The sequence below is a fragment of the Pelagerythrobacter aerophilus genome, from assembly GCF_003581645.1.
Classification (GTDB): Bacteria; Pseudomonadota; Alphaproteobacteria; order Sphingomonadales; family Sphingomonadaceae; genus Pelagerythrobacter; species Pelagerythrobacter aerophilus.
On sequence record NZ_QXFK01000015.1, the window covers coordinates 49,464 to 73,196 of the forward strand.

Below are 23,733 nucleotides of genomic sequence, written 5' to 3' on the forward strand. Positions count from 1 at the left end.
TGTCGCCGGCGCGCGCCGACTTGTCGCGACGGGCGGCGCTCAGTGGCTCGCTACGGCTCCAGACTGGAGATCCAGCGCTCTACGGCTTCGACCCCCTCGGGATCGACGGTCGCCTTGCCGAGTTCGGGCATGGCGACGCCGGGCTCGGCACTGGCCATGCGGTGGGTGAGGATCGATTCCTCGGGCTTGCCCGGAACGACGTCGAACCGCAGGCCTCCCGAACCCCGCCCCGCCGCGACGGGTCGCTTCATGATCCCGATGGCCGCCGGGTCGCGTTGCTCCCAGCGCAGATCGAGACCGGAGTTCGATGCCGTGGCGGATGGCCGGTGACAGTGGGCGCAGTTGACGTCCAGATAGGCGCGCGCCGCGTCAGCCGCGCTCGCTCCTTCGCGCGCTTCCCATAGCGGCAGCACATCGGCGCCGTCGGGCACGCGATCGAGCATGCCGCGCGCGACCATCTCGCTCAGCCAGGCGTGCGACAGATTGCGCGCCTTGGGACCGATCGGAATTACATCACCGGCGAGACCGTGACATTCCTTGCACTGGTTCTTGTTCGGCACGCGGTAGCTGATCGCCTCTCCGCGCGGAGTGACGAGATCGACCCGCGCGCCGGCAACCGCCAGCCGCGCCTCGGTCTGCTCCTCATTCCAGAGATAGGGCAATGCCAGCCAGCCGTCGGCGCGATGGAGCAGCACGCGCGTCTCGATCAGCCGGCGCACCCCGCCCTCGCCAAATGCGAAGGTCTTGATCAGCGCCGCTCCGACCGGGATCTCGAGCAATCCCTCACCGTCGGCCGAAGCGCTCGCACCCAGCGGCAGATAGATGAACCGCAGCTTCTCCGCACCGTCCGAATAGAGCGGCGTGTTGAGGCGGTAGGGAGTGACCCGTGCGGCGGGCGCTTGGGCCGGCGCATCGGCGAAGAAGCCGAACTCGGCGAGCGTTCGCGGCAACCCCTCCATTACCGCCGCATCGTTCACGGCGACGGGTCCGACCGCCGTCGCACGTTGTCCCGAATGCGCAGCGATGCTGCCGGTGAGGGCCAGGACCCCGGCCCCGAGCAGGATCGCCGCCCGTTTCACTTGATCCGCGCCTCGAGGTCCGCGCTCGCACCCCAGCCTTCACTCGAGATCGGCTGGCCCGGACGCTCGACCTCGAGTGGCCCCGGCTGCGCACCTGCCATGCCCTTGCCCTGTTCGGTCAGGTTGAGCGACCAGCCCTTGAGATCGGGATGAACCCTGAGCGGGGTATACTCGGCACCGCCGTCGAGCAGGCCGTCCCACATGACCGGCGGCAGCGCCCCGCCGAACGCAGCCGTCAATTGCTCCGCGCCTTCGAGCTGCGGGTCGGTGCCGCCTGCATCGACTGCGTTCCACGCAACCGTGACCTCGCGCGGATAGGGATTGTAGCTCGCATCCTCGAACGGGAGCGGATAGGCGATCACCATGACCGGCGCAGTGGGATTGTCGTAGAGCAGGTTCTGCCCGACCCAGACGTTCTCGTTCGCCATTACCATCACGCCTGTGCCGCGCGGCACGGTGGCGACGATATTGCCCTCCGGCGCGAAATTGGGCGTGGTGTTCGCGGCGACGAGGTTGTCGCGCACGATCACGTTGCCGCCCCCCATCACCGGCAGGTTCGGCAGATCGAACACCAGGATGCCGCCAGTGTTGCGGCTGACGAAGTTGCGCTCGACGATCGCGTCGCGGCTGTTCTCGATCTCGATCCCGGCGACGTTGTCGGTCGCGACCGAATTGCGCACGGTGATCTTGCTCGACTGACCGACATAGATCCCCGCGTCCGATGCACCCGAAACCTCGGTGCCGTCGATCAGGATATTGGTGCTCTCGACCGGATAGATCCCGTAAGCGCCGTTCGTCGGCTTCGGTCCTCCGGTCCAGGTGACGCGGATCGCGTGATAGACGATGTTATCGGCGCCCTTGGACTTGATCCCGTCGCCCTTGGGGTTCTCGACCGCGAAATCGCGCAGCGTGACGCCGTCGGAGGTCACGAGCAGGCCTTCGCCCGATCCCTGCTGGCCGGTGTAGTCGAGGATCGTCGCCTCCATCCCCGCGCCCCGCACGGTGACGTTGTCGACATCCAGCGAAAGCCCGTCGGCCAATTCGAAACGGCCTGCGCCGAGCGCAATCTCGTCGCCCGGCTGGGCAAGGATCAGCGCCTCCTGGAGGCGCTCCTGAGCCCCTTCCCCGGGCTCGACGGCGATAGTCTCGGCAAGAACGGGTGCGGCGCTCGCAAGCGCAAGTGCGACAATCGACAGTCTGATCATGTGAGTCTCTCCCCTGCAACCTATTCTGCCGCGCAGTGGGAGGATTGCAAGCTGTCCGTGGAGGAGAGGCTCAGTCGAGCGCTTTGACGATCTCCTCGACCATCTTCTTGGCGTCGGAAAGGAGCATCATGGTCTGGTCCATGTAGAACACGTCGTTGTCGACGCCGGCATAGCCTACCCCGCCCATCGAGCGCTTGATGAAGAAGACCTGCTTGGCCTTGTCCACGTCGAACACCGGCATGCCATAGATCGGGCTGGACTTGTCGGTCTTGGCCGCGGGATTGACCACGTCGTTCGCGCCGATAACGAAGGCGACATCCGCCGTCGCGAATTCGGAGTTGATATCCTCCAGTTCGAACACTTCGTCATAGGGAACGTTGGCTTCGGCCAGGAGCACGTTCATGTGCCCGGGCATGCGGCCTGCGACCGGGTGGATGGCGTACTTCACCTCCACGCCCTTTTCCTTGAGCATGTCGGCCATCTCGCGCAGCGCGTGCTGAGCCTGGGCGACGGCCATCCCATAGCCGGGGATGATGATGACCTTCTCCGCCTGTTCGAGCATGAAGGCCGCATCGGCGGCGCTGCCCTGCTTGTAGGGCCGCTGTTCTTTCGGCTCGCCGCTCGCAGCGGTAGCATCAGCACCGAAGCCGCCCGCGATCACCGAGATGAAGCTGCGGTTCATCGCGCGGCACATGATGTAGCTGAGGATCGCGCCCGAGCTGCCGACCAGCGCACCGGTAACGATCATCGCGGTGTTGTGCAGCGTGAACCCCATCGCTGCTGCCGCCCAACCCGAATAGCTGTTCAGCATCGAGACCACGACCGGCATGTCCGCCCCGCCGATCGGGATGATCAGCAGAAAGCCGATGACGAACGCGGCGGCGACGATCGCCCAGAACAGCCAGCCCTCGCCCGGTCCGGCGTTCGGCGCGAGCGCGTAAGCCGCCGTCATGCCGAGAATGGCGACCAGCGTGCCGAGATTGATCACATGCCGCGCGGGCAGCAGGATCGGCGCGCCGCTCATATTGCCGTTGAGCTTGGCAAAGGCGATCACCGAACCGGAGAATGTGATTGCGCCGATCGCTGCTCCGAGCGCCATTTCGACGCGGCTCACGGCTAGAATACTGCCATCAAGCCCAAGGATGTCGAACGATCCGGGATTGAGGAATGCGGCCGCGGCCACGAGTACCGCCGCCAACCCGACCAGCGAGTGGAACGCGGCGACGAGTTGCGGCATGGCCGTCATCGCGATGCGGCGCGCAATGACGAAACCGATCGCGCCACCAATCGCGATGGCGGCGACAATCTCGACGAGCCCTGCGATCTCGTGCGTAACAAGCGTGGTCACGACCGCGATCAGCATGCCCGCCATGCCGAAGCGGTTGCCGCGCCGGCTGGTCGAGGGGCTCGACAAGCCTCGGAGCGCGAGAATGAACAGGACGCCGCTGGCGAGATAGGCGAGCGCGACCCACGGGTTCACCGCATGTGCCGCGTCCGCGGCGATCGAGAGGTCGGAAACCGCGTCCGGCGGGAGCGTCATCTCAGTTGCGCTCCTTCTTCTTGTACATCGCGAGCATGCGTTCGGTCACCGCGAAGCCGCCGAAGATGTTGACGCTGGCCAGCACGACACCCGCAAGGCCGAGCCACTTGGCCCCCGGCACTTCGGCCGCGGCCGCCGCGATCAGCGCGCCGACGATAATGACGCTCGAAATCGCGTTCGTCACCGCCATCAGCGGCGTGTGCAGCGCGGGGGTGACGGACCAGACAACGTAATACCCGACAAAGCAGGCGAGAACGAAGATCGACAGGATCGAGATGAAGTCCATCAGATTGCCGCCCTCATCCCTTCAGTCTCTCGCTCACAACTTCGCCGCCGCGCGTCAGCCGCACCGCGTCGCCGATTTCCTCGTCCAGCACCGGTCGTCCCTGCTCCTTGTCCCAGAAGGCGGAGAGGAAATTGTAGTGGTTGCGGGCGAAGAGCGCGCTGGCATCGGCCGCAAGGTGCGCGGCGGTGTTGGAATAGCCGACGATCTTCACGCCGTGCTTCTCGACCACCTGATCGGCCGCGGAGCCTTCGACATTGCCGCCCTGCGCCACCGCGAGATCGAAAATCACGCTGCCCGGTTTCATCGTCGCGATCTGCGCGTCGGAGATCAGGCGCGGTGCGGCGCGGCCGGGGATCAGCGCGGTGGTGATGACGATGTCCTGCTTGGCGATGTGACCGGAAACCAGCTCGGCCTGCGCCTTCTGGTATTCTTCGGACATCTCGGTCGCATAGCCGCCGCTGCCCTCGCCCTCGATCCCGGCAACGCTTTCGACGAACACCGGCTTGGCACCGAGCGACTGGATCTGTTCTTTCGTCGCCGAGCGCACGTCGGTCGCGGAAACCTGCGCACCTAGCCGCCGTGCGGTCGCAATCGCCTGCAAGCCGGCGACGCCCACGCCCATCACGAAGACTTTGGCCGCCTGCACCGTGCCCGCGGCAGTCATCATCATCGGGAATGCACGGCCATAGGTATCGGCGGCAGCGATCACCGCCTTGTAACCGGCGAGATTGGACTGGCTGGAGAGCACGTCCATGGACTGTGCCCGCGTAATGCGCGGCATGAATTCCATCGCCAGCGCTTCGAAACCCGCAGCAGCGTACGCGCCGACACGTTCCCGATTGCCGAATGGCTCGAACAGCGCTGCGACCCAGGCCCCGGCTTTCGCGCCCTGAAGCAAGGCGACGTCAGGCGCCTGAATGCCGAGAACGATATCCGCCCCCTTCACCGCATCGGCGGCAGAGCCGAGTTCGGCGCCAGCCTCACGATAAGCCGCGTCGGAGATGGAAGCGAATTCGCCAGCACCCTCTTCAACGGCCACCGCCGCGCCAAGCGCGACGAACTTCTTCACCGTTTCGGGCGTGGCCGCGACCCGGGTCTCGCCCGGTGCGCGTTCCTTGAGGACGGCGATCCGCAAAACGGCGACGGTCAGCTTGAGATCAGTATGACGATGATCAACGCGACGATCGCGATCGCCGGAACGGACCACTTCAAAAGGCCGATGAAGCCTGCGTAGGTCGCGTTCGCCGCCTTCATGTCGTTACCCGAAGCCATCTGTAATCATTTCCCCAAGAAGATTGTTGCGCGAAGCTCTATCGCGACCGCTTCCCCGCATCAAGCCTCCGGCAGACGGCAACTGCCTTAATCGGACCTTTACCCCCGCCCCCTAGATCGAAGGCCTGTGCCGTAGCGGGACGATTTGGGGACGATGGCCGAGAACGAATCACGTCTTTTGATGCTGATCGACGATGAGCCGGCACAAAGCCGGCTGATTGCCGCGCTCGCTGCCCGCGAGGGCTGGCGCACGCTCGTGGTCAAGGATTCGGAGACCGCCATCGCGACGCTCGGCACGCGCGAGGGCATGCAGCTTTCGGCGATCATCCTGGATCAGTGGGTACCCGGTGACGATGCCTGCAGTCTGATCGAGGAACTGAAGAACCGTCGGCCGGCCCTGCCGATCCTGATGCTGACCACCAGCGCATCCCCGCTGCTCGCGGTCGAGGCGATGCGTGCGGGCGCGACAGATTATCTGATCAAACCGGTGGCGCCTGACCGCCTGATGCAGGCGTTGCGGAGCGCGACCAAGCGCGAGGCGCCCAAGGACGAGCTCCAGCCGCTGACCGAGAAAATGCCGGCCACGCTCGATTTCGATGCCATGATCGGCACGTCCCCGTCGTTCCGCACCGCCCTCGCCCGCGCGGCCAAGGCAGCGCGCGGACACGGCCCGGTTTTGATCGAGGGCGAAACGGGCACGGGCAAGGAAATGCTGGTCCGCGCGATGCACGGCGCTTCGCCGCGCGCAAAGGCGCCGTTCCGGATCATCAACGTGGGCGGCGTACCATCGAGCTCGATCGAATCGATGCTGTTCGGGCACGAGCAAGGCGCCTTCCCTGGCGCATTCGATCGCCAGATCGGCGCCCTGCAGCATTGCGACGGGGGCACGCTGTTCCTCGACGAGATCGACCGGCTCGATCGTTCGGTGCAGGCGAGACTGGCTGACTCTCTCGAACAAGGGATCGTTCGTCCGACCGGCGCGCGGCACGGCTTTCGCGTCGACATTCGCCTGCTCACCGCGAGCAATCTACCGCTCGCGGAACTCGCCGAAGGGGGTCATTTCGACGAAAGGCTGCTCGACGCGATTGCGCCGACGACCATCGTGTTGCCGCCGCTGCGCGAACGGCAGGGTGACATACCCGCCCTCACCCGCCATTTCCTTGCGCGGATCGGAGAGCAGCCGGGCCTCCGGCATCATTCCGTCACCGACAGCGCGCTACAACTGCTCGCCGCGTTCGACTGGCCCGGCAATGTGCGCCAGCTCCAGTCGGTGCTATTCCGCGCCGCCGTCTATTGCGAGGGAGAGACGCTCACGATCGAGAGCTTCCCGCAACTGCTCGAGCTCGTGGGCGATTTCGGCCACAGCGCAAGCACAGCACAGGAAGGCGCCGGCGTGCTGCTCTATACCGAGGACGGCAATCTGCGCCCGCTCGAAGAGATCGAGGCCGACGTGATCCGCCTCGCCATCGGCCACTATCGCGGCCGGATGACGGAAGTCGCCCGCCGCCTCGGCATCGGCCGTTCGACGCTCTACCGCAAGCTGGGGGAACTCGGGATCGACAACGCGGCATAGCCGCCTTAACCGGCACACCATGGCCGACCAGTTCGATTTCACCGGACGCAGAGCACTCGTAACCGGAGCGGCTTCCGGCATCGGCGCGGCAGTGGCGCGTTGGCTGGACGATCACGGCATCGCGCATCTCGTCCTCGTCGACCGCGACACCGAAGCTCTCGAGGTGCTGGAACTTGCTTGTTCATGCGAGCGCGTGACGGGCGACGTGGCCGATCCCGTGCTGTGGGAGCGGATCGCGGGCCTGTCGCCGCTCGATCACGCGGTGATCAATGCCGGAATTTCAGCGGGCGCACCGATCGCGAATTGCGATTTCGCCGAGTGGCGCCAGGTGATGGCGGTCAACCTCGACGGCGCGTTCCTGTCGCTCCAGGCAGCGATGCGCGCGATCCCGGGCGCAGGCAGCGTGGTCGTCACCGCCTCGGTAAGCGGATTGAAGGCGGAGCCCGGCACGGCAGCGTACGGCGCATCCAAGGCAGCGCTCATCCAGCTCGCAAAAGTCGCCGCGAAAGAGGGCGCGCCCCGCAGCCTCAGGGTCAACGCGATCGCTCCGGGCGGGGTCGATACGCCGATCTGGGATCAGACGCCGTTCTTCCGCGATCTCGTCGCTCAGCACGGTGGAAATCGCGGGGCAGCGCTGAAGGCCATGGCCGAAATGGCGACGCCGCTCGGCCGCTATGCCACGGCGGAGGAGGTCGCCGCACAGGCAGGTTTCCTGCTCTCGGACGCCGCGGCGACGATCACCGGAGCGGTCCTGGTGAGCGACGGCGGATATTCTCTTTAGGCCGGAACGTCGGAAAAGTCGGTCAGCGCAGCGTCGCGCAAACCGCGCCAGATGTTGCGCGCCTGGACCGTCTCAAACACGTCGTGGACGCGCAGGAGCTGAACGCCCGCGTTCATTCCGGCAATAGCGAGCGCAAGGCTGCCGCCGAGACGTTCGTGAGCGGGAACTTCGTTGCTGAGCGCGCCGATCATCCGCTTGCGGCTGCCGCCGAGCAGCAGGGGTTGCCCCAGCGCGTGGAACAGCGGCAGTGCGTTGATGAGCGCGAGGTTCTCGCCCACGCTCTTTCCAAAACCGATACCGGGGTCGAGCACGATCCGTTCGCGGGCTACTCCCGCCCCGATCGCCGCGTCGCGCCGTTCGCGCAGCCAGTCGAACACGTCGAGCATTATGCATTCGTAATCAGCATCCGCATGGAGATCGTCGCCAGCACCCGGTGCATGCATCAGCACAACTGGGCACGCACGGGCCGCCACCAGCTCCAGACTCCGGGGATCGTGACGCAGCGCCGAAACGTCGTTGATCATGTGCGCCCCTGCATGGAGCGCGGCGTCCATTACCGCTGGGCGCCGTGTGTCGACGCTGATCGCTGCTCCCATGGCAGCGCAGTATTCGACCGCGGGAATCACCCGTTCGAGTTCGTCCCCCTCCCACACCGCGGGCGCGCCCGGCCGCGTGCTCTCGCCGCCGATGTCGACGATCGCCGCGCCCGCTTCGAGCATCGCGGCGGCATGGGCCCGGCCTTCTTCCGGGCGGTCGAGAAACTTCCCGCCGTCGGAGAAGCTGTCCGGCGTGACGTTGAGGATACCCATGATCTGCGGCTGATCCAGCCGCACGGTCCGCGCGCCCATTGCGATCGGCGGATGCGCCATGCGCAGGTTCGCCCACTGCGCCTCCGCCTCCGCTCCGAGGGCGTCGGGCAGTTGGCCAAGAACGTCATCGACTGTCGCCGGGGTGAAACGCCAGCGTTCGACCACTTCGCCATCACGCCGCAGGATCGCTGCGAAGCGATGCGCATAGGCCATGCCGCCAGCGAGGCGGATGCAATCACCCTCCTCGCTCTGCGGGCTGAGTGTGGTGCCAATCGGGCGGAGATAGATCTGGTCGGGCATGTGGAGTCCTCGCTACCCAATCCATCATCCCAGCGAAAGCGGGATGACGGTAGAGAGGACGAGACGGATCAGTCCTCCGTCGCCAGCAGGTAGAGCTGCCGCGCCGCATCGATCGGCTTGATCTCGCCGCCCGTCTCGAAGTGCCAGAACGTCCAGCCATTGCAACTCGGTGCGCCCTGAAGCTCTTTGCCGAGCCCGTGAATCGAACCGATCTGTTTGCCGTAGGCGAGCGAGCCGTCGGCCCGCACGGTGGCGACCCAGCGACGCTTCTTGTCGAAGATCTCGGTACCGGGCTGGATCATCCCGTTCTCGACCAATGCGCCGAATGCGACCTTCGGCGCCGTCTTGCGGCTCTGCATCGTTTCGAGCGCGCTTTCGTCCAGCGGCAGTTCCTTCTCGATCCGCTTGAGCGCGGCTTCGCGGTAGAGGCCTTCGCGTTCGCAGCCGATCCACTGCCTGCCCAGGCGCTTGGCCACGGCGCCGGTGGTGCCGGTGCCGAAGAACGGGTCGAGCACGACATCCTCGCGCTCGGTCGTCGCAAGCAGCACGCGGTAGAGCAGCGCCTCCGGCTTCTGCGTCGGATGAACCTTGTGCCCGCCTTCCTTGAGCCGTTCCTGCCCGGCGCAGATCGGCAGGACCCAGTCGCTGCGCATCTGCAGCTCGTCGTTGAGCGTCTTCATCGCGCGGTAGTTGAAGTGATACTTCGCCTTCTCGCCCTGGCTCGCCCAGATCAGCGTCTCGTGCGCGTTGGTGAAACGTGTGCCCTTAAAGTTGGGCATCGGGTTCGCCTTGCGCCAGACGACGTCGTTGAGGATCCAGAAGCCGAGATCCTGCAGGATCGCGCCGACGCGGAAGATGTTGTGATAGCTACCGATCACCCACAGCGCGCCGTCGGGCTTCAGCACGCGCCTCGCCTCGGCCAGCCAGGCGCGGGTGAAATCGTCGTAGGTCTTGAAGCTGTCGAACCGGTCCCATTCGTCGGTCACCGCATCGACGTGGCTGCCGTCGGGCCGGTTGAGATCGCCGCCGAGCTGGAGATTGTACGGCGGATCGGCGAACACGAGATCCACGCTGGCGTCGGGCAGCTTGCGCATGGCCTCGACGCAGTCGCCGCCGAGGATCTGCCCCAGTGGCAGCGTGTGCCGCGTCTCGACCTTCTTGGCCATGCGCGGCGCACGCGTCTTCGTGATCTCCAGAACGCTCAATGCAAATCCCCCGTTTCCGTAGTTATCCACAGGGTGAGTCCAAGCGGACTCCGCGTCAAGCGAGGAATTTGCACCCGGCATGGTTAACGCCCGGTAACCTGCGGAGGAACGAAAAGAGTCCGCCACAAGATGTTGAGTCTAGGCTGTTCAGCCGGACTCGATATCCTGCGGGTGTTGCCCGAAGGACTCGCTCGTCAGAACAGTTCCATCTGTGCGACGGGCGCGAAGCTGCGCCGATGGAGCGGGGTCGGTCCGTGGTTGCGCAGCGCCTCGACATGGTCTGGCGTGCCGTAGCCCTTGTTGCGTTCCCAGCCGTAATGCGGGTGCTCGCGCGCCGCCTCGATCATCATGCGGTCGCGCCATTCCTTGGCGACGATAGAAGCGGCCGAGATCGCCGGCTCCTTCGCATCTCCGCCCACGATCGGCCGCGCCGCCCAGCGCCATTCGGGCCGGCGGCCATGCGGGGTCAGATTTCCGTCGACGAGCACTTCGTCGGGATCGCGCGCGAGCACTTCGGCGAGCCGCGCGACGGCCAGCGTCATCGCCAGCATCGTCGCACCGAAGATGTTCAGCCGATCGATCTCCTCCACTTCGACCACGCCGACGCCCCAAGCGCAGCGGCGCCGGACCGCGAGGTCGATGCGCCCACGGGTCGCGGCGCAGAGCTTCTTGGAATCGTCGAGGCCCGCCGGTCGCGGCTTGCACAGCGCAACGGCAGCCGCCACAACCGGTCCGGCCAGCGGCCCGCGCCCCGCCTCGTCGACGCCGACGATGAGGGGACCGGACCCGAACGTGTGATGGGGAGTTCCACTGAACATGACGAAATCTGCGATTCTTGCCGCGCTTCTATCGCCGTGCGCGCTCGTCTCTGCAAGCTGCAGTGCGGAACCTGTGGGGGATAGCGCCTCGCCCGAAGCGACCGCCACTGCCGAAGTCGGCGAGGAAGTGACCGTCACTTCCGCCAGCGATTTCAATGCCGTTTCCCTCGGTGCGTTCGACGAGCCCTGGGCCGCCGATTTTGCACCGGGCACCAGCGTGCTGTTCGTCACCGAGAAGGCCGGGACGATGAAATTCGTCGATACCGTGACGGGTCGGACCGGTACCGTCACCGGCATGCCGGAGGTCGACTACGGCGGGCAGGGCGGCCTCGGCGATGTGGCGTTCCTTCCTTCCGAAAGCTCGGAGGCGCTCGATCGCCGCACGATCTATCTCACTTGGGCTGAAGCGGGCGATGGGGACACGCGCGGCGCCGCGCTCGGCAAGGGCACGCTCGTCTGCGAGCAGGCCGATGCCTGCACTGTCGACGGTCTCACGGTAATCTGGCGCCAGCAGCCGAAAGTCACCGGCCGCGGCCATTACTCGCATCGCATCGCCTTCTCGCCCGACGGGCAATATCTGTTCCTTGCTTCGGGCGAGCGGCAGAAGATGCAGCCGGCGCAGGACCTGTCGAACAATCTCGGCAGCGTCCTGCGGCTCACGCTCGACGGTCAGCCGGCGCCCGGAAATCCCTTCGCCGAGCGCGGCAGCCCGTCGGACCAGATCTGGTCGTACGGCCACCGCAATATCCTCGGGCTGCAGTTCGATGCGCAGGGGCGGCTGTGGGATCTCGAGCATGGGCCGCAGGGAGGCGACGAACTCAATCTTGTGGAGAGCAGCGACAACTACGGCTGGCCGATCGTTTCGGAAGGCATCCACTACAACGACGATCCGATCCCGGATCACAGCACTCGTCCCGAGTTCCATGCCCCGGCGATCAGTTGGGATCCGGTCATCGCGCCGGGCGATTTCACCTTCTATTCGGGCAAGCTCTGGCCGGAGTGGCAGGGTCAGGCGATCATCGGCGCCATGAAGCCGACTGCCGTCGTGCGCGTCGCGATCGAAGGCGACAAGGCTACCGAGGTGGCTCGCTACCCGTTCGAGAAGCGTGTACGGGAGATTGTCGAAGGGCCCGACGGTGCCTTGTGGATCCTCGAAGATGGCGAAGACGGGCGTCTCATCAAACTCACGCCCGGCTGAGCCGCGAAGCTGCGCCCCGGATGGGCGAAGGCGAATTTGATCGACAGCGGCGCGCGCCGCCCCTAACGGCGCGCGCCTATGGCGACCATCGTCCCCCTTGCCAACATCGACCCGGCGCTGATCGAGGCGCTGCTCGACCGTGCCTTCGGACCGGATCGCCACGCGCGCACGGCCTACCGGATTCGGGAGGGCACCGACTGGCTCCCAGCCCTGAGCTTCGCTCTGGCGGATGAGGATTATCTGGTCGGCACGATTCAGCTCTGGCCGGTCGCTCTGACCGACCCGGACGGCCGCCCGCACCCGATGATCATGGTCGGCCCGGTGGCGGTCGTGCCCGAACGGCAGAACGAAGGTTTCGGCAAGGCGTTGATGCTTGCGGCCCTCGGCGCGCTGGAGCCGGGCGCTCTGCCGCAAGTGATGATCGGTGATCCGGAATACTATGGCCGCTTCTTCGGCTTCACCGCCGCGCCGACGGGCGGCTGGCACTGCCCCGGCCCCTTCGATCCCGAGCGCCTGCTGGTCCGTTGCGACAATCCGGCGGTTCTTCCGGCCAAGGGAATGCTGGGCCCGTGGCCCGGGACCTTGGCGAATTGACCGCGCCGTGGCATCGGACACGCGATGCCATACCAACCGCCTCCCGAACTTGCCGGCCTGACGCTCGACGAAATCGCCGAGCAGGTTGCCTCGCGCAAGCTGCCGCCGGTAGAGGAGTGGCGGCCGGAGAGGACCGGCGACAGCCAAATGCGCATCGCGGCCGACGGCACCTGGTATCACGACGATACCCCGATCACCCGCCCGGCAATGGTGCGCGCCTTTTCCGGCCTGCTCACGCGCGATGAAGATGGAGCACACTGGCTCGTCACCCCGTTCGAAAAACTGTCGGTCGACGTCGAGGATGCGGCTTTCATTGCGACCGACGTGGTTCGGCGCGGGGACGATCTCGCCTTCCGCCTCAATACCGACGAGCTGATCGTCGCCGGCGCCGACAACCCTTTGCAGGTGATCGGCGAGATCGAGACACCCGCCGTCTATCTCGCCGTGCGACGCGGGTGTGAGGCGCGGCTGAACCGCAGCACCTGGCAGCAACTCGCCGAGATCGCATTGGCCGAAGGCGATGGGCACACGGTGGCGAGCGGGGGCGAAACCTTCGCTCTTCTGCCGCAATGAATTCGCTCTTCGACCGCCTCGAAGCCCTGTTCGAACAGGGGCACCGCGCGGACATTCCCGATCTGTTGACCGACGAGCGCTTTGCCGATGCCGGTCGCACGGCAGATGCCGCGGTCCTGATCGCGGTGACCGATCGCCCCTCGCCCGGTCTAATCCTGACGCAGCGCCCACACGACATGCGCGATCACCCCGGACAGGTCGCCTTCCCCGGCGGCAAGATCGACCCGGGTGAAACCGCGATCGAAGCCGCCCTGCGCGAGGCCGAGGAGGAACTCTCCATGCGCCCCGGAGACGTGCGCGTGATCGGCACGACCGACCAATACCAGACGGGCACCGGGTTCGATGTCACGCCGGTGCTCGGCGTCGTGCCGCCCGATCTGCCGCTGGTCGCCAATCCCGGCGAGGTCGAGGCATGGTTCGAGGCCCCGCTCGACCTGCTGCTCGACCGCGCCAACTGGACGGAGCACGAGGTATTCTGGCGCGGGGCGACGCGGCGCTACCTCGAATATCACTACGACGGTTTCCGCATCTGGGGCGTGACCGCGGCGATCATTGCCAACCTTGCCCGGCGGATCGAATACAAGGCGCTGTTCGATGGCTGAGTACCTGCCTTCCGCGGAATGGACGCAGCGCCAGGATCTTGCCGCGCTCGTCGCAGCCCTAGGCGCGGACAACGTTCGCTGGGTCGGCGGCGCGGTGCGCGATACGCTGCTCGGGCATGATGTACGGGATATCGACGCTGCCACTCCGCTCGAGCCCGCTGCGGTGATGGAGCGGTTGCGGGCAGCCGGGATCAGGGCCGTTCCGACCGGGATCGACCATGGCACCGTCACCGCGGTCCTGCCCCGCGGTCCGGTGGAAATCACCACGCTCCGTCACGACGTTTCGACCGACGGGCGCCGCGCTACGATCGCCTTCGCGCAGGATTGGCGCGAAGATGCCGCCCGGCGCGATTTCACGATCAACGCGCTCTACGCCGCGCCGGATACGCTCGAGATCTTCGACTGGTTCGGCGGGCTCGCCGATCTCGCGGCGCAGCGTGTGCGGTTCATCGGCGAGGCGCGCCAGCGCATTCGCGAGGATCACCTGCGCATTCTGCGCTATTTCCGCTTTCAAGCGCGCTTCGGCGCCGAACTCGACGCCGAGGCGGAGGAGGCTTGCGCGGAGCTTGCCGCCACTCTCAAGGGCCTTTCACGGGAACGCGTCGCGGGCGAATTGCTCAACCTGCTCGGCCTGCCCGATCCAGGCGACACGGTGGCGAGGATGCTGGCGCTTGGAGTGCTGCCTGTGGTTCTGCCGGAAGCCGGCACCAGGGGTATCGAGGCGCTCGACCGGCTCGTCGCCAACGAGCGAGCGGTGGATATCGCACCCAATCCGATCCGTCGTCTCGCGGCGCTTCTGCCCCCGCTGCCTGCGGTCGCCGAAACCGTAGCGGCACGCCTCCGGCTTTCGAAGGCGCAGCGCGAGCGGATTACCCGTGCCGCCGCACGCGGCGCCGAGGATGCGCTGCAACCCCGCGCGCTGGCTTACCGTGAAGGCATCGACTGCGCGATCGATCGGCTGCTTCTCACGGGCGCCGATGTCGCGCCGCTGATCGGCTGGCAGGTGCCGGAGCTTCCGCTCAAAGGCGGGGAGATCGTGACGCGAGGGGTTGCCGCAGGGCCGGAGGTCGCCCGCACGCTGCGAAAAGTGGAATCCCGGTGGATCGAGGAAGGCTTCCCCGGGCGCGACCGGGTGAATGGTATCCTGGATGAGGTGCTCGGAGACATCTGAGGTTGCTTCATCCGGGTTTAATGTGGAAATGGTACACCGTGTTCATCGCCGACAGGCAGGACATGTCACCGCGTGCCTCGCGCGTGGTGAGCCTCCCGTCCGGTTTTCCGGGCATGCGGGTTCCTGCTCTTGCGGCGGGGCGCTAGGCGCCGAGGGATTTTTCAAGCCTTCGAAGGGCGCGCCCGTGATCCAAACTGGCTGATACTCGTGCGGGTCTCGCGTCGTACAGCTTTGCGTTTGATATTAAGTAATTACGGAGTGGAATTATGAAGTTCTCGAAAATGGCCATTGGCGCCATCGCCGCCGCCGGGATCGCGACGGCGGCCCATGCTCAGGGTGTCACCGTCGGCGCTACCGTCTACGGGCCCGAAGGCAATTCGGTCGGCACGGTCGAGAGCGTCGCCGACGGCGTCGTGACCGTGGACACCGGCAAGCACAAGGCGCCGCTGCCCTCCAACGCCTTCGGCGAGAGCGACAAGGGCCCGACCATCACGGTCACCAAGGCGCAGCTCGACGGAATGCTGGACGAGCAGCTTGCCGCGGCCAACGCCAAGCGCGATGCGGCGCTGGTCGAAGCCGCCGCCGTGGTCACGGCCGACAACCAGCCGCTCGGCGTCGTCAAGAGCATCGCGGGCAACACCGTGATCGTCAGCGGCGGCCAGGGCGACCTGAACCTTCTTCGCGAGCACTTCGCGGTCAACCAGAGCGGCCAGCTCATGGTGCTGTTCACCGACGCGCAGCTTGACCAAGCGGTTGCGGCCCAGGGTGCGACCGCGCAGAGTCCCGCGGCCGGCGGAGCGCAGGCCGAAACGACGGCTGGCGCTACCGAATAAGTTTTCTCTTCGGATCGCAAGGAAGGGGCCGGGTGCTGGTGCATTCGGCCCTTTTTCTGTGACCTAGAAGCGGTTGTCCTTCGGGAATCCCTGCGGCGGCAGGCGGCCCGCGGCGCCGCGCGCGACCTTCCACTGCCAAATCTCGGTTTCCGTCCGGGTCCGCCCGGTTTCGCCGCCCATGGTCCAGCTCAGGCCCTCCGCGAGGGTGAAAGTGATCGCATCGCTGAGGCCACCGTCGCGGTAGCGCTGGAGAGTAACCCCCTGCCCGCGCGCCAGCATCGGCAGCTCCTCGAGATTGAAGACGACCAGCTTGCGGTTGTCGCCGACCACGGCGACGTGATCGTGCGGCTCGGCAATCTCGCGAACAACCCGCAGTTTGGCGCCACCCTTCAGGTTTACGACCTGCCGCCCTTTGCGCGTTTCGGCGAGGATTTCGTCGGTCGCGGCTGCGAAGCCCTTGCCCGTCGTCGCCGCCAGCAGGAGTTGCCCCTTCGGCTTGTGCACGATGAGGCCCACGACCTGCGCTTCGGGATCGATATCGAGCATGTTGCGGATCGGTTCGCCGAAGCCGCGCGCGCCCGGCAGCTTGTCCGCGCCGAGCGTATAGATGCGCCCGTCGTCCGCCACGACGAGCAGCTTGTCGGTGGTCTGCGCATGGACTGCGAATGCCGAGCCATCGCCTTCCTTGAACTTGAAATCGCCGGCGAGATCGACGTGTCCCTTCGCGCCCCGAATCCAGCCCTTCTGCGACAGAATCACCGTGACCGGCTCCTTCTCGATCATCGCGTCCATGCTGAATTCGACCGCGGGCGCAGCCTCCGCCACGGTCGTGCGGCGGCGGCCGAGCTGGGTATCCTCGCCGTACTCCTTGCGCAGCGCGCCCAGATCGCGCTTCAGCCGCGTGCGCTGCCGCGCCGGGCTGTCGAGCAGCTTGGTAAGCTCGTCCTGCTCCTTCAGCAGCGCGTCCTTCTCCTGCCGGAGCTGCATCTCCTCGAGCTTGCGCAAGCTGCGCAGCCGCATGTTGAGGATCGCCTCGGCCTGGCGGTCGGTGAGGTTGAACTCCGCCATCATCACCGGCTTGGGCTCGTCCTCGGTCCGAATGATCTCGATCACCCGGTCGAGATTGAGGAAGGCGATGATGTAGCCCTCGACCAGCTCCAGCCGCCGAGCGATTTGTTCGAGCCGGTGGCGGCTGCGGCGCTGGAGGATGTCGATCTGGCTCGCGGTCCAGTGCGTCAGCAGCTCCTTCAGGCCCATGACCATCGGCGTGCGGTGTGCGTCGAGCACGTTCATGTTGAGGCCGAAGCGGGTTTCGAGATCGCTCAGCTTGTAGAGCGATTCCTTGAGCAGTTCGGGATCGACGTTGCGGCTGCGCGGGACCAGCACCAGGCGGATATTCTCGTCGCTCTCGTCGCGGATATCCTCGAGGATGGGCAGCTTCTTGTCGGCGATGAGCTGCGCGATCTGCTCGATCAGCTTGCCCTTCTGCACCTGGTAGGGGATTTCGCTGACGACGAGCTGCCACTGGCCGCCGCCGAGCCGCTCGATCCCCGCCTCGCGATCCTCGGCCTTCTCCGCCTCCGTGGCATGGAAGCGCGCGCGGACACGGAAACTGCCGCGGCCGGTCTCATAGGCCTGGGAGATCATCTCCGGACTGTCGACGATCAGGCCGCCGGTCGCGAAATCGGGGCCCTGGAACAGCTCCATCAACCGCGCGTGCTCGACATGCGGGTTGTCGATCAGCTCGAGCGTGGCATCGATGATCTCGGCGACGTTGTGGCTCGGGATGTTGGTTGCCATGCCGACCGCAATGCCGCTGGCACCGTTGGCGAGCAGGTTGGGGAACAGGCCCGGAAAAATCTCCGGCTCCTGCTCCTCACCGTTATAAGTCGGGATGAACTCGACCGTGCCCTCGTCGAGCCCTTCCATCAGGCGCAGCGCGGTCCTGGTCAGGCGCGCTTCGGTGTAGCGGTAGGCCGCGGCGTTATCGCCGTCGATATTGCCGAAGTTGCCCTGCCCCTCCACCAGCGGATAGCGCAGCGCGAAATCCTGCGCGAGGCGCACCATCGCATCATAAACGCTGGCATCGCCGTGCGGGTGGTACTTGCCGATCACGTCGCCGACCACGCGCGCGGACTTCTTGAAGGCCGAGGACGGGTCGAGCTTAAGCTGCCGCATCGCCCATAGCAGGCGGCGGTGGACCGGCTTCAGCCCATCGCGCAGATCGGGCAGCGAACGCGCGGTGATCGTCGAGAGCGCATAGACTAGATAGCGCTCTTCCAGCGCGGAATCGAACGGCGCATCGACGATCGCGTCGAAGGGGTCTTTTTCATCTTGCAGGGTCGCCATGCTCCTCGCCCTAGCAGCGCCACGCCCCGGCTAACAGAGCGGAACGGTGCGCTTTCCCCACACGTTGCAGTGGCGCACGAAACGAAAAAAGGAGAGCTCCATGACACGCGTTCTCATCCTCGCGACCGACGGCTTCGAACAATCCGAACTGATGAAGCCGCGTGAGAACCTCGAGAAGGCCGGAATCGAAACGGCGATCGCCAGTCTCGAAGACGGAGACATTCGCGGCTGGCACCAGAAGGACTGGGGTGACACCGTAAAGGTCGATATCACCGTCGATGAGGTTGGAGTGGGCGACTACGATGCGCTTATGCTTCCCGGCGGACAGATCAATCCTGATATTCTGCGGATGAACGAGAAGGCCGTCGCCATCGTCCGCGAGTTCGATGCGGCCGGGAAGCCGATCGCCGCGATCTGTCACGCGCCGTGGCTGCTTGCGGAGGCGGGGATCATCGACGGCAGGACCGTGACTGGTTGGCCGTCGATCCGCACCGACCTCAAGAATGCAGGCGCCACAGTGGTCGACAAGGAGGTGGCCACCGACGGTAACTTCATCACGAGCCGCCGTCCGGATGACATTCCGGCATTTTCCGAGGCACTGATCGAGCGCCTGCAGTCCGATCAGCGGGACGCCGCTTAGCGGAGGAAAAGACTCGCCAGCTCGACGTGGGTCGACCAGACGAACTGGCCCACCGGGCGAACGCGCTCCAGCCGGTAGCCGCCTTCCACCAGCCGGGCTGCGTCGCGGGCCCAGCTCGACGGATTGCAGCTGACGTAGACGATCCGCGCCACGGTGCTTTCGGCGAGGCGCGAGACCTGCTCTCTTGCCCCCGCGCGCGGCGGGTCGAGCAGGACCGCGTCAAAGCGGTTGAGTTCGTCGGGCTGGAGCGGGTTGCGGAACAAGTCGCGATGCATGGCATGGACCGGCCGTCCCGATCTGCCCGCCACACCCTTGCAAGCCAGATGAGCGTCTCGCGCGGCTTCGACCGCCAGCACCTTCCCCGTTTCGGCCAGCGGAAACGAGAACGTGCCGAGGCCCGCGAACAGGTCGGCGACAACGCCGGCGCCGGCGAGCCATTCGCGTGCGGCACCGGCGAGAGCCGCTTCACCGTCGACGGTGGCCTGGAGGAAGCTGCCGCTGGGGAAACCGACCGGAATGCCCGAGAGCGACACCGTCGCCGGTTCGGGCTCCCAGACCGGTTCGGGGCCATAGCCCTGGTCCAGCGTGAGCCGTGCGAGCCGGTTCTCCTGCGCGAAAGTGAGCAGCGCTTCGGTTTCCTCAAGGCCCTCGACGGGCAGGTTCGCGAGCGCGCAGTCCACGCCCTGATCGGTCAGCGCCAGCTCTATGTCGACCGCGAAGCGCCCCTTGCGGCGAGCAAGCAGGGCGCGAAGCGCGGGCACGAGCGCGAATAGCTCCGGCCGCAAGATATGGCATTCGCGCATGTCGACCACCCGGTGGGAACCCGCCTCGCGAAAGCCGATCACCGGCTTTCCCCCGGCGGAAAGCGCATGCAGCGCGCACCGGCGGCGGCTGCGCGGCGGCGACAGGTGCGGCGCAAGCATCTCGCCGATCGCGACGCCCTGCGATTGCGCGGCGAAGGCTACCCGTTCGGTGACATAACGCGCGATCGATGCCTCGTCGCAATGCTGGAGCTGGCATCCGCCGCAGGTGCCGAAGTGGCGACACGGCGGAACCGCATGGTGCGGCCCGGGCGAGAGCGATCCGTCGGGAAGAAGCGTGTCGCCCGGCGCGGCATAGCGTACGTGCCGGCCATCGGCAGTGACGCCATCGCCCTTGGCGGCGATGCGGACGATCTCGGATTCTTCGCTCACAGGAAGCGCGCGTAGGCGGTCTTGACGGCTTGCGCCAGTTCCTCGGCGGTGAATACGGCACCCGCGACGTGGGCGGCTTCGTGGTGCAGCCAGACGGCCTGCTCGGCCGCTTCGAACGCGGATGCACCCGTGGCCATGCGGCTGGCGGCCATACCGGCGAGCACGTCGCCCGTCCCGGCGGTCGAGAGCCATGTCGGGCCGGGTGGGAACAGGCGCGTCGTACCGTCGGGGGCACAGAGTACGGTGTCGGGCCCCTTGGCGAGAACGGTCGCACCGCTCGCCTTGGCAAGACTGCGCGCCATCGCGAGCTTATCGGCACGCGCGATACCGTATGCGTCGCACTGCCGAGCGAGCTCGCCTTCGTGCGGTGTCACCAGCACGTCCTGCGAGAACGTCCGGCGACCGAGCAGGATCAGCGCATCGGCATCGAGCACCAGTGGTGCACGGCAGGCCAAGGCTGCGTCGAGCCGCGCCCTCGCCTCCTCGTCACGGCCCAGCCCGGGGCCGGCGAGAAGCGCGCCGATCCGCACGTCATCCAGTGACTGTGTCAGGGGCCGCTCGTCCACCACGAGCGCCGGCGATGTCGCCGGTGGATCGTTCGAGAGCAATTTCACATATCCAGCGCCGGAGTGCATCGCCGCGCGGCAGGCGAGCAAGGCTGCACCCGGCATTGCGCCGCCGACGATGGCGAGCAGGCCGCGCCGGTACTTGTGCGCATCGGCCGCAGGCGGTTCGAAGCAAGGGCGCTCGGACAGGCTCGCGCCAGCACGCGGTGCACGAACGCCGATATCGACTAGCCGGCGCAGGCCCATTCTCCCGCTCGCGGGCATGGTCCAGTGCGCGAATTTCCACGCCCCCAGGGCCACCGTGAGATCGATCCGCGGCAGATCGTCGTTCAGCAGTGCCCCGGAGTCGCTATCGACTCCGCTCGGCAGGTCGATCGCCACGCAATGATGGTGATGCGCCGCGAAATCCTTCAACAGCGTATGGAGATCCTGCGACAGCGGGCGGGTGAGGCCGCTCCCGAACAGGCAATCGACCAGCACTGCTCCGCGCCGTCCCTCGCCCGTTGTCGCGACCTCGCCGCGATAAAGCGCCCGTGCGTTGCTCGCCGCCTCGGTCTTGGGTTCGATCGGAGCGACAACGAGCACGTCGAGTCCGCGTTTGCGCAGGACCTCGGCGATCACGTAGCCGTCGCCGCCATTGTTGCCGGGGCCGCAGAGCACCATCACCGGCCGGTTAGCCGCGAGCCGCCAGACCCACTCCGCCGCGCCGCGCCCGGCGCGCTGCATCAGTTCGTCGACGCTGGTCCCGCCATCGATCAGCGCCTGCTCGGCCGCCTGCATTTCGGCGACCGTGAGGACCGGATCATTCCCCGGCATCGTCGCCTTGCTGCGGGCGCGCGGGAAAGCGGTAGCGGTCTCCCGCCACGCTGACTTCCAGCAGTTCGTCCGTCAGCTCCTGTTCCACCGGATCGGCTCCATCCAGTGCTTCGAGCCCGCGTCCGCCCGACAGTTGCTCGAAGCGGCGGAAGCCGCCGTCGGGATGGCGGACGGTGAGCACCGCCGCTCCATCCGCCTCGCCGCGCTCCACCAGGCAGTCCGCCCCGAATTCGGCACCGGGCCCGATCGCGCATTCGATCCGCTGCGCGCCTTCGTCCGCCTGCGCCTGGACCGCCGCATCGCCGGAGGAGCAGGCGGCGAGTGCCAGTGCCGCGGCGACGGTGGAGAGGCGCGTCACTTGCGCTCCAGCTGCGAGACGTCGCGCACCGCGCCGCGCGCGGCGCTGGTGGTCATCGCGGCATAGGCCTTGAGCGCGGTCGAGACCTGCCGCTTGCGCTTCTCCACCGGTTGCCATGCGGCATCCCCCTTCGCATCCATTTCCTCACGGCGGCGCGCGAGTTCCTCGTCGGAGACGTCGAGATGGATCGTTCGCCCGGGAATGTCGATGGCGATCGTGTCGCCGTCCCGAACCAGGCCGATCGCCCCGCCCTCGGCCGCCTCGGGCGAGACATGGCCGATCGACAGGCCCGAGGTGCCGCCGGAAAAGCGCCCGTCGGTCAGCAGCGCGCAGGCCTTTCCGAGCCCTTTCGATTTCAGGTAGCTCGTCGGGTAGAGCATCTCCTGCATCCCCGGTCCGCCACGGGGCCCTTCGTAGCGGATCACAACCACGTCGCCTTCCTCGACCTGGTCCATCAGGATCGCGGTGACCGCCGCGTCCTGGCTCTCGTAGACTTTGGCCGGACCGGAGAATTTCAGAATGCTTTCGTCCACCCCGGCGGTTTTCACAATGCAACCGTCTTCGGCGACATTGCCGTAGAGCACGGCGAGGCCGCCGTCCTTGCTGAAGGCATGCTCGGCCGAGCGGATCACGCCAGCCCGGCGGTCGAGATCGAGTTCGCTCCAGCGGCGGTTCTGGCTGAACGCGGTCTGCGTCGGCACGCCGCCGGGCGCGGCGCGGAAGAATTCCTGCACCGCCGGGCTGTTGGTGCGCGCGATGTCCCAGGAATCGAGCGCGTCGGCCAGCGTCGGGCTGTGGACCGTCGGAACGGCGGTGTTGAGCAGCCCCGCGCGGTCGAGTTCGCCGAGGATCGCCATGATGCCGCCGGCGCGGTGAACGTCCTCCATGTGGACGTCCGACTTGGCCGGCGCGACCTTGCTGAGGCACGGGACGTGGCGCGAAAGGCGGTCGATATCCGCCATGGTAAAGTCCACCCCCGCCTCGTGCGCTGCGGCGAGGAGGTGGAGGACGGTGTTGGTCGAGCCGCCCATCGCGATATCGAGGCTCATCGCGTTCTCGAACGCGGACTTGTCGGCGATCGTGCGGGGAAGCACGCTCGCGTCGTCGTCCTCGTACCAGCGGCGGCAGAGCTCGACGACCAGCCGCCCCGCGCGCAGGAAGAGGGCCTGACGGTCCGCGTGCGTCGCCAGCGTCGATCCGTTGCCCGGCAGCGAAAGTCCCAGCGCTTCGGTCAGGCAGTTCATCGAGTTGGCGGTGAACATGCCCGAGCACGAGCCGCAGGTCGGGCAGGCCGAACGCTCGATCGCGGCGACTTCCTCATCGGTGTAATGCTCGTCGGCCGCGGCAACCATCGCGTCGACCAGGTCGAGCGCGACTTCCTTGCCCTTCACCACGACCTTGCCCGCCTCCATGGGGCCACCGGAGACGAACACGACCGGGATGTTGATCCGCATCGCGGCCATCAGCATGCCCGGCGTGATCTTGTCGCAGTTCGAGATGCAGACCATCGCGTCGGCGCAGTGGGCGTTGACCATGTACTCGACGCTGTCGGCGATCAGGTCGCGGCTCGGCAGCGAGTAAAGCATGCCGTCGTGCCCCATCGCGATCCCGTCGTCGACGGCGATCGTGTTGAATTCCTTGGCAACCCCGCCCGCCCCCTCGATCTCGCGCGCGACCATCTGGCCGAGGTCCTTGAGGTGAACGTGACCCGGCACGAACTGAGTGAAGGAATTGACCACCGCGACGATCGGCTTGCCGAAGTCGTCGTCCTTCATGCCCGTCGCGCGCCACAGCCCGCGCGCGCCGGCCATGTTGCGGCCGTGGGTCGAAGTGCGGGAGCGGTAGGCGGGCATGAGGAATTCCAGATGTTGCGGGATTTGAGTTCCCGTCACCCCTAAAGCATCGCGTGCACCGGTCGAAAGGGAAATTCTTTTGCCGGCAACAGCTCTGCGCCCTCCGGCTCTCCTTGGGC

At 66.5% G+C, this 23,733-nt stretch carries 23 protein-coding genes; 9 read left to right on the top strand and 14 right to left on the bottom strand.

Annotated features, from left to right (window positions below; all coding sequences use genetic code 11):
• Nucleotides 1-50 precede the first annotated feature (50 nt).
• The 6 genes from D2V04_RS07480 to D2V04_RS07505 form a co-directional block, all read right to left on the bottom strand.
• On the bottom strand, nucleotides 51-1,079 hold the full coding sequence (locus D2V04_RS07480; protein ID WP_228766316.1) for an SO2930 family diheme c-type cytochrome: 1,029 nt from the start codon (nucleotides 1,077-1,079) through the stop codon (nucleotides 51-53).
• Nucleotides 1,076-2,284, bottom strand: coding sequence for a parallel beta-helix domain-containing protein (locus D2V04_RS07485; RefSeq protein ID WP_119512688.1), 1,209 nt, complete (start codon nucleotides 2,282-2,284; stop codon nucleotides 1,076-1,078). Before D2V04_RS07485 ends, D2V04_RS07480 begins: the two co-directional genes overlap by 4 nt.
• A 70-nt stretch (nucleotides 2,285-2,354) precedes the next feature.
• Entirely contained in the window at nucleotides 2,355-3,824 is a 1,470-nt protein-coding gene (locus D2V04_RS07490; protein WP_119512689.1) for an NAD(P)(+) transhydrogenase (Re/Si-specific) subunit beta, read from the bottom strand.
• A gap of 1 nt (nucleotide 3,825) precedes the next feature.
• Nucleotides 3,826-4,110 (bottom strand): NAD(P) transhydrogenase subunit alpha, encoded by a 285-nt coding sequence (locus tag D2V04_RS07495; RefSeq protein ID WP_119512690.1) that lies wholly within the window; start codon nucleotides 4,108-4,110, stop codon nucleotides 3,826-3,828.
• A 13-nt stretch (nucleotides 4,111-4,123) separates the two neighbouring features.
• Entirely contained in the window at nucleotides 4,124-5,245 is a 1,122-nt protein-coding gene (locus D2V04_RS07500) for an NAD(P) transhydrogenase subunit alpha (protein WP_119512691.1), read from the bottom strand.
• 11 nt (nucleotides 5,246-5,256) lie between these two features.
• Entirely contained in the window at nucleotides 5,257-5,382 is a 126-nt protein-coding gene (locus D2V04_RS07505; protein WP_119512692.1) for an aa3-type cytochrome c oxidase subunit IV, read from the bottom strand.
• Between the two features lie 154 nt (nucleotides 5,383-5,536).
• Here D2V04_RS07505 and D2V04_RS07510 point away from each other — a divergent pair, with 154 nt between their 5' ends.
• Complete coding sequence (locus tag D2V04_RS07510; RefSeq protein WP_119512694.1) at nucleotides 5,537-6,955, top strand: sigma-54-dependent transcriptional regulator; 1,419 nt, start codon at nucleotides 5,537-5,539, stop codon at nucleotides 6,953-6,955.
• Between the two features lie 19 nt (nucleotides 6,956-6,974).
• Nucleotides 6,975-7,736 carry an SDR family NAD(P)-dependent oxidoreductase gene (locus tag D2V04_RS07515; protein WP_119512696.1) on the top strand — a complete coding sequence of 254 codons (762 nt, stop codon included), beginning with the start codon at nucleotides 6,975-6,977 and terminating at the stop codon, nucleotides 7,734-7,736.
• Here the strand turns inward: D2V04_RS07515 and folP are convergent.
• The 3 genes from folP to D2V04_RS07530 all read right to left on the bottom strand — a co-directional run bounded on the left by folP (nucleotide 7,733) and on the right by D2V04_RS07530 (nucleotide 10,868).
• Nucleotides 7,733-8,845, bottom strand: a complete 1,113-nt coding sequence (gene folP, locus D2V04_RS07520) for a dihydropteroate synthase (protein ID WP_119512698.1) — start codon at nucleotides 8,843-8,845, stop codon at nucleotides 7,733-7,735. The two genes, D2V04_RS07515 and folP, sit on opposite strands and share 4 nt — an antisense overlap.
• A gap of 68 nt (nucleotides 8,846-8,913) precedes the next feature.
• Nucleotides 8,914-10,011, bottom strand: a complete 1,098-nt coding sequence (locus D2V04_RS07525) for a site-specific DNA-methyltransferase (RefSeq protein ID WP_119512958.1) — start codon at nucleotides 10,009-10,011, stop codon at nucleotides 8,914-8,916.
• A gap of 233 nt (nucleotides 10,012-10,244) precedes the next feature.
• On the bottom strand, nucleotides 10,245-10,868 hold the full coding sequence (locus D2V04_RS07530) for a ribonuclease HII (RefSeq protein WP_119512700.1): 624 nt from the start codon (nucleotides 10,866-10,868) through the stop codon (nucleotides 10,245-10,247).
• Here D2V04_RS07530 and D2V04_RS07535 point away from each other — a divergent pair.
• From D2V04_RS07535 to D2V04_RS07560, 6 genes are all read left to right on the top strand, one after another.
• Nucleotides 10,867-12,066, top strand: a complete 1,200-nt coding sequence (locus D2V04_RS07535) for a PQQ-dependent sugar dehydrogenase (RefSeq protein ID WP_119512702.1) — start codon at nucleotides 10,867-10,869, stop codon at nucleotides 12,064-12,066. The two genes, D2V04_RS07530 and D2V04_RS07535, sit on opposite strands and share 2 nt — an antisense overlap.
• 78 nt (nucleotides 12,067-12,144) lie before the next feature.
• Nucleotides 12,145-12,660 carry a GNAT family N-acetyltransferase gene (locus D2V04_RS07540; RefSeq protein ID WP_119512704.1) on the top strand — a complete coding sequence of 172 codons (516 nt, stop codon included), beginning with the start codon at nucleotides 12,145-12,147 and terminating at the stop codon, nucleotides 12,658-12,660.
• 24 nt (nucleotides 12,661-12,684) lie between these two features.
• The gene (locus D2V04_RS07545) at nucleotides 12,685-13,233 is read left to right on the top strand and encodes a DUF1285 domain-containing protein (protein WP_119512706.1); all 549 of its coding nucleotides are present in this window, start codon (nucleotides 12,685-12,687) and stop codon (nucleotides 13,231-13,233) included.
• Nucleotides 13,230-13,835 carry a CoA pyrophosphatase gene (locus tag D2V04_RS07550; protein WP_119512708.1) on the top strand — a complete coding sequence of 202 codons (606 nt, stop codon included), beginning with the start codon at nucleotides 13,230-13,232 and terminating at the stop codon, nucleotides 13,833-13,835. Before D2V04_RS07545 ends, D2V04_RS07550 begins: the two co-directional genes overlap by 4 nt.
• On the top strand, nucleotides 13,828-15,006 hold the full coding sequence (locus tag D2V04_RS07555) for a CCA tRNA nucleotidyltransferase (protein ID WP_119512710.1): 1,179 nt from the start codon (nucleotides 13,828-13,830) through the stop codon (nucleotides 15,004-15,006). Before D2V04_RS07550 ends, D2V04_RS07555 begins: the two co-directional genes overlap by 8 nt.
• A gap of 266 nt (nucleotides 15,007-15,272) precedes the next feature.
• Nucleotides 15,273-15,839, top strand: coding sequence for a hypothetical protein (locus tag D2V04_RS07560; RefSeq protein ID WP_119512712.1), 567 nt, complete (start codon nucleotides 15,273-15,275; stop codon nucleotides 15,837-15,839).
• 63 nt (nucleotides 15,840-15,902) lie between these two features.
• Here the strand turns inward: D2V04_RS07560 and parC are convergent, their stop codons facing one another.
• Entirely contained in the window at nucleotides 15,903-18,188 is a 2,286-nt protein-coding gene (gene parC, locus D2V04_RS07565; RefSeq protein ID WP_119512714.1) for a DNA topoisomerase IV subunit A, read from the bottom strand.
• 100 nt (nucleotides 18,189-18,288) lie between these two features.
• Between parC and D2V04_RS07570 the strand changes: the two genes are divergently transcribed.
• On the top strand, nucleotides 18,289-18,828 hold the full coding sequence (locus D2V04_RS07570) for a type 1 glutamine amidotransferase domain-containing protein (RefSeq protein ID WP_119512716.1): 540 nt from the start codon (nucleotides 18,289-18,291) through the stop codon (nucleotides 18,826-18,828).
• On the opposite strand, the gene D2V04_RS07575 is transcribed toward D2V04_RS07570, so the two are convergent.
• From D2V04_RS07575 to ilvD, 4 genes are read right to left on the bottom strand one after another with little or no spacing between them, the layout of a single operon-like run.
• Nucleotides 18,825-20,021 (bottom strand): class I SAM-dependent RNA methyltransferase, encoded by a 1,197-nt coding sequence (locus D2V04_RS07575; protein WP_119512718.1) that lies wholly within the window; start codon nucleotides 20,019-20,021, stop codon nucleotides 18,825-18,827. The genes D2V04_RS07570 and D2V04_RS07575 overlap by 4 nt on opposite strands.
• The gene (locus tag D2V04_RS07580; protein WP_119512720.1) at nucleotides 20,018-21,403 is read right to left on the bottom strand and encodes an NAD(P)H-hydrate dehydratase; all 1,386 of its coding nucleotides are present in this window, start codon (nucleotides 21,401-21,403) and stop codon (nucleotides 20,018-20,020) included. Before D2V04_RS07580 ends, D2V04_RS07575 begins: the two co-directional genes overlap by 4 nt.
• On the bottom strand, nucleotides 21,390-21,761 hold the full coding sequence (locus D2V04_RS07585; protein ID WP_119512722.1) for a hypothetical protein: 372 nt from the start codon (nucleotides 21,759-21,761) through the stop codon (nucleotides 21,390-21,392). Before D2V04_RS07585 ends, D2V04_RS07580 begins: the two co-directional genes overlap by 14 nt.
• Nucleotides 21,758-23,614 (bottom strand): dihydroxy-acid dehydratase, encoded by a 1,857-nt coding sequence (gene ilvD / locus D2V04_RS07590; protein ID WP_119512724.1) that lies wholly within the window; start codon nucleotides 23,612-23,614, stop codon nucleotides 21,758-21,760. The genes D2V04_RS07585 and ilvD overlap by 4 nt, the downstream gene beginning before the upstream one ends.
• Nucleotides 23,615-23,733 lie beyond the last annotated feature (119 nt).

Coding starts and splice junctions, on each gene's coding strand:
- D2V04_RS07485 (WP_119512688.1), bottom strand. CDS start 2,284: ATGATCAGACTGTCGATTGTCGCACTTGCGCTTGCGAGCGCCGCACCC.
- D2V04_RS07490 (WP_119512689.1), bottom strand. CDS start 3,824: ATGACGCTCCCGCCGGACGCGGTTTCCGACCTCTCGATCGCCGCGGAC.
- D2V04_RS07495 (WP_119512690.1), bottom strand. CDS start 4,110: ATGGACTTCATCTCGATCCTGTCGATCTTCGTTCTCGCCTGCTTTGTC.
- D2V04_RS07505 (WP_119512692.1), bottom strand. CDS start 5,382: ATGGCTTCGGGTAACGACATGAAGGCGGCGAACGCGACCTACGCAGGC.
- D2V04_RS07510 (WP_119512694.1), top strand. CDS start 5,537: ATGGCCGAGAACGAATCACGTCTTTTGATGCTGATCGACGATGAGCCG.
- D2V04_RS07515 (WP_119512696.1), top strand. CDS start 6,975: ATGGCCGACCAGTTCGATTTCACCGGACGCAGAGCACTCGTAACCGGA.
- folP (WP_119512698.1), bottom strand. CDS start 8,845: ATGCCCGACCAGATCTATCTCCGCCCGATTGGCACCACACTCAGCCCG.
- D2V04_RS07525 (WP_119512958.1), bottom strand. CDS start 10,011: ATGGCCAAGAAGGTCGAGACGCGGCACACGCTGCCACTGGGGCAGATC.
- D2V04_RS07535 (WP_119512702.1), top strand. CDS start 10,867: ATGACGAAATCTGCGATTCTTGCCGCGCTTCTATCGCCGTGCGCGCTC.
- D2V04_RS07530 (WP_119512700.1), bottom strand. CDS start 10,868: ATGTTCAGTGGAACTCCCCATCACACGTTCGGGTCCGGTCCCCTCATC.
- D2V04_RS07540 (WP_119512704.1), top strand. CDS start 12,145: ATGGCGACCATCGTCCCCCTTGCCAACATCGACCCGGCGCTGATCGAG.
- D2V04_RS07545 (WP_119512706.1), top strand. CDS start 12,685: ATGCCATACCAACCGCCTCCCGAACTTGCCGGCCTGACGCTCGACGAA.
- D2V04_RS07550 (WP_119512708.1), top strand. CDS start 13,230: ATGAATTCGCTCTTCGACCGCCTCGAAGCCCTGTTCGAACAGGGGCAC.
- D2V04_RS07555 (WP_119512710.1), top strand. CDS start 13,828: ATGGCTGAGTACCTGCCTTCCGCGGAATGGACGCAGCGCCAGGATCTT.
- D2V04_RS07560 (WP_119512712.1), top strand. CDS start 15,273: ATGAAGTTCTCGAAAATGGCCATTGGCGCCATCGCCGCCGCCGGGATC.
- parC (WP_119512714.1), bottom strand. CDS start 18,188: ATGGCGACCCTGCAAGATGAAAAAGACCCCTTCGACGCGATCGTCGAT.
- D2V04_RS07570 (WP_119512716.1), top strand. CDS start 18,289: ATGACACGCGTTCTCATCCTCGCGACCGACGGCTTCGAACAATCCGAA.
- D2V04_RS07580 (WP_119512720.1), bottom strand. CDS start 21,403: ATGCCGGGGAATGATCCGGTCCTCACGGTCGCCGAAATGCAGGCGGCC.
- ilvD (WP_119512724.1), bottom strand. CDS start 23,614: ATGCCCGCCTACCGCTCCCGCACTTCGACCCACGGCCGCAACATGGCC.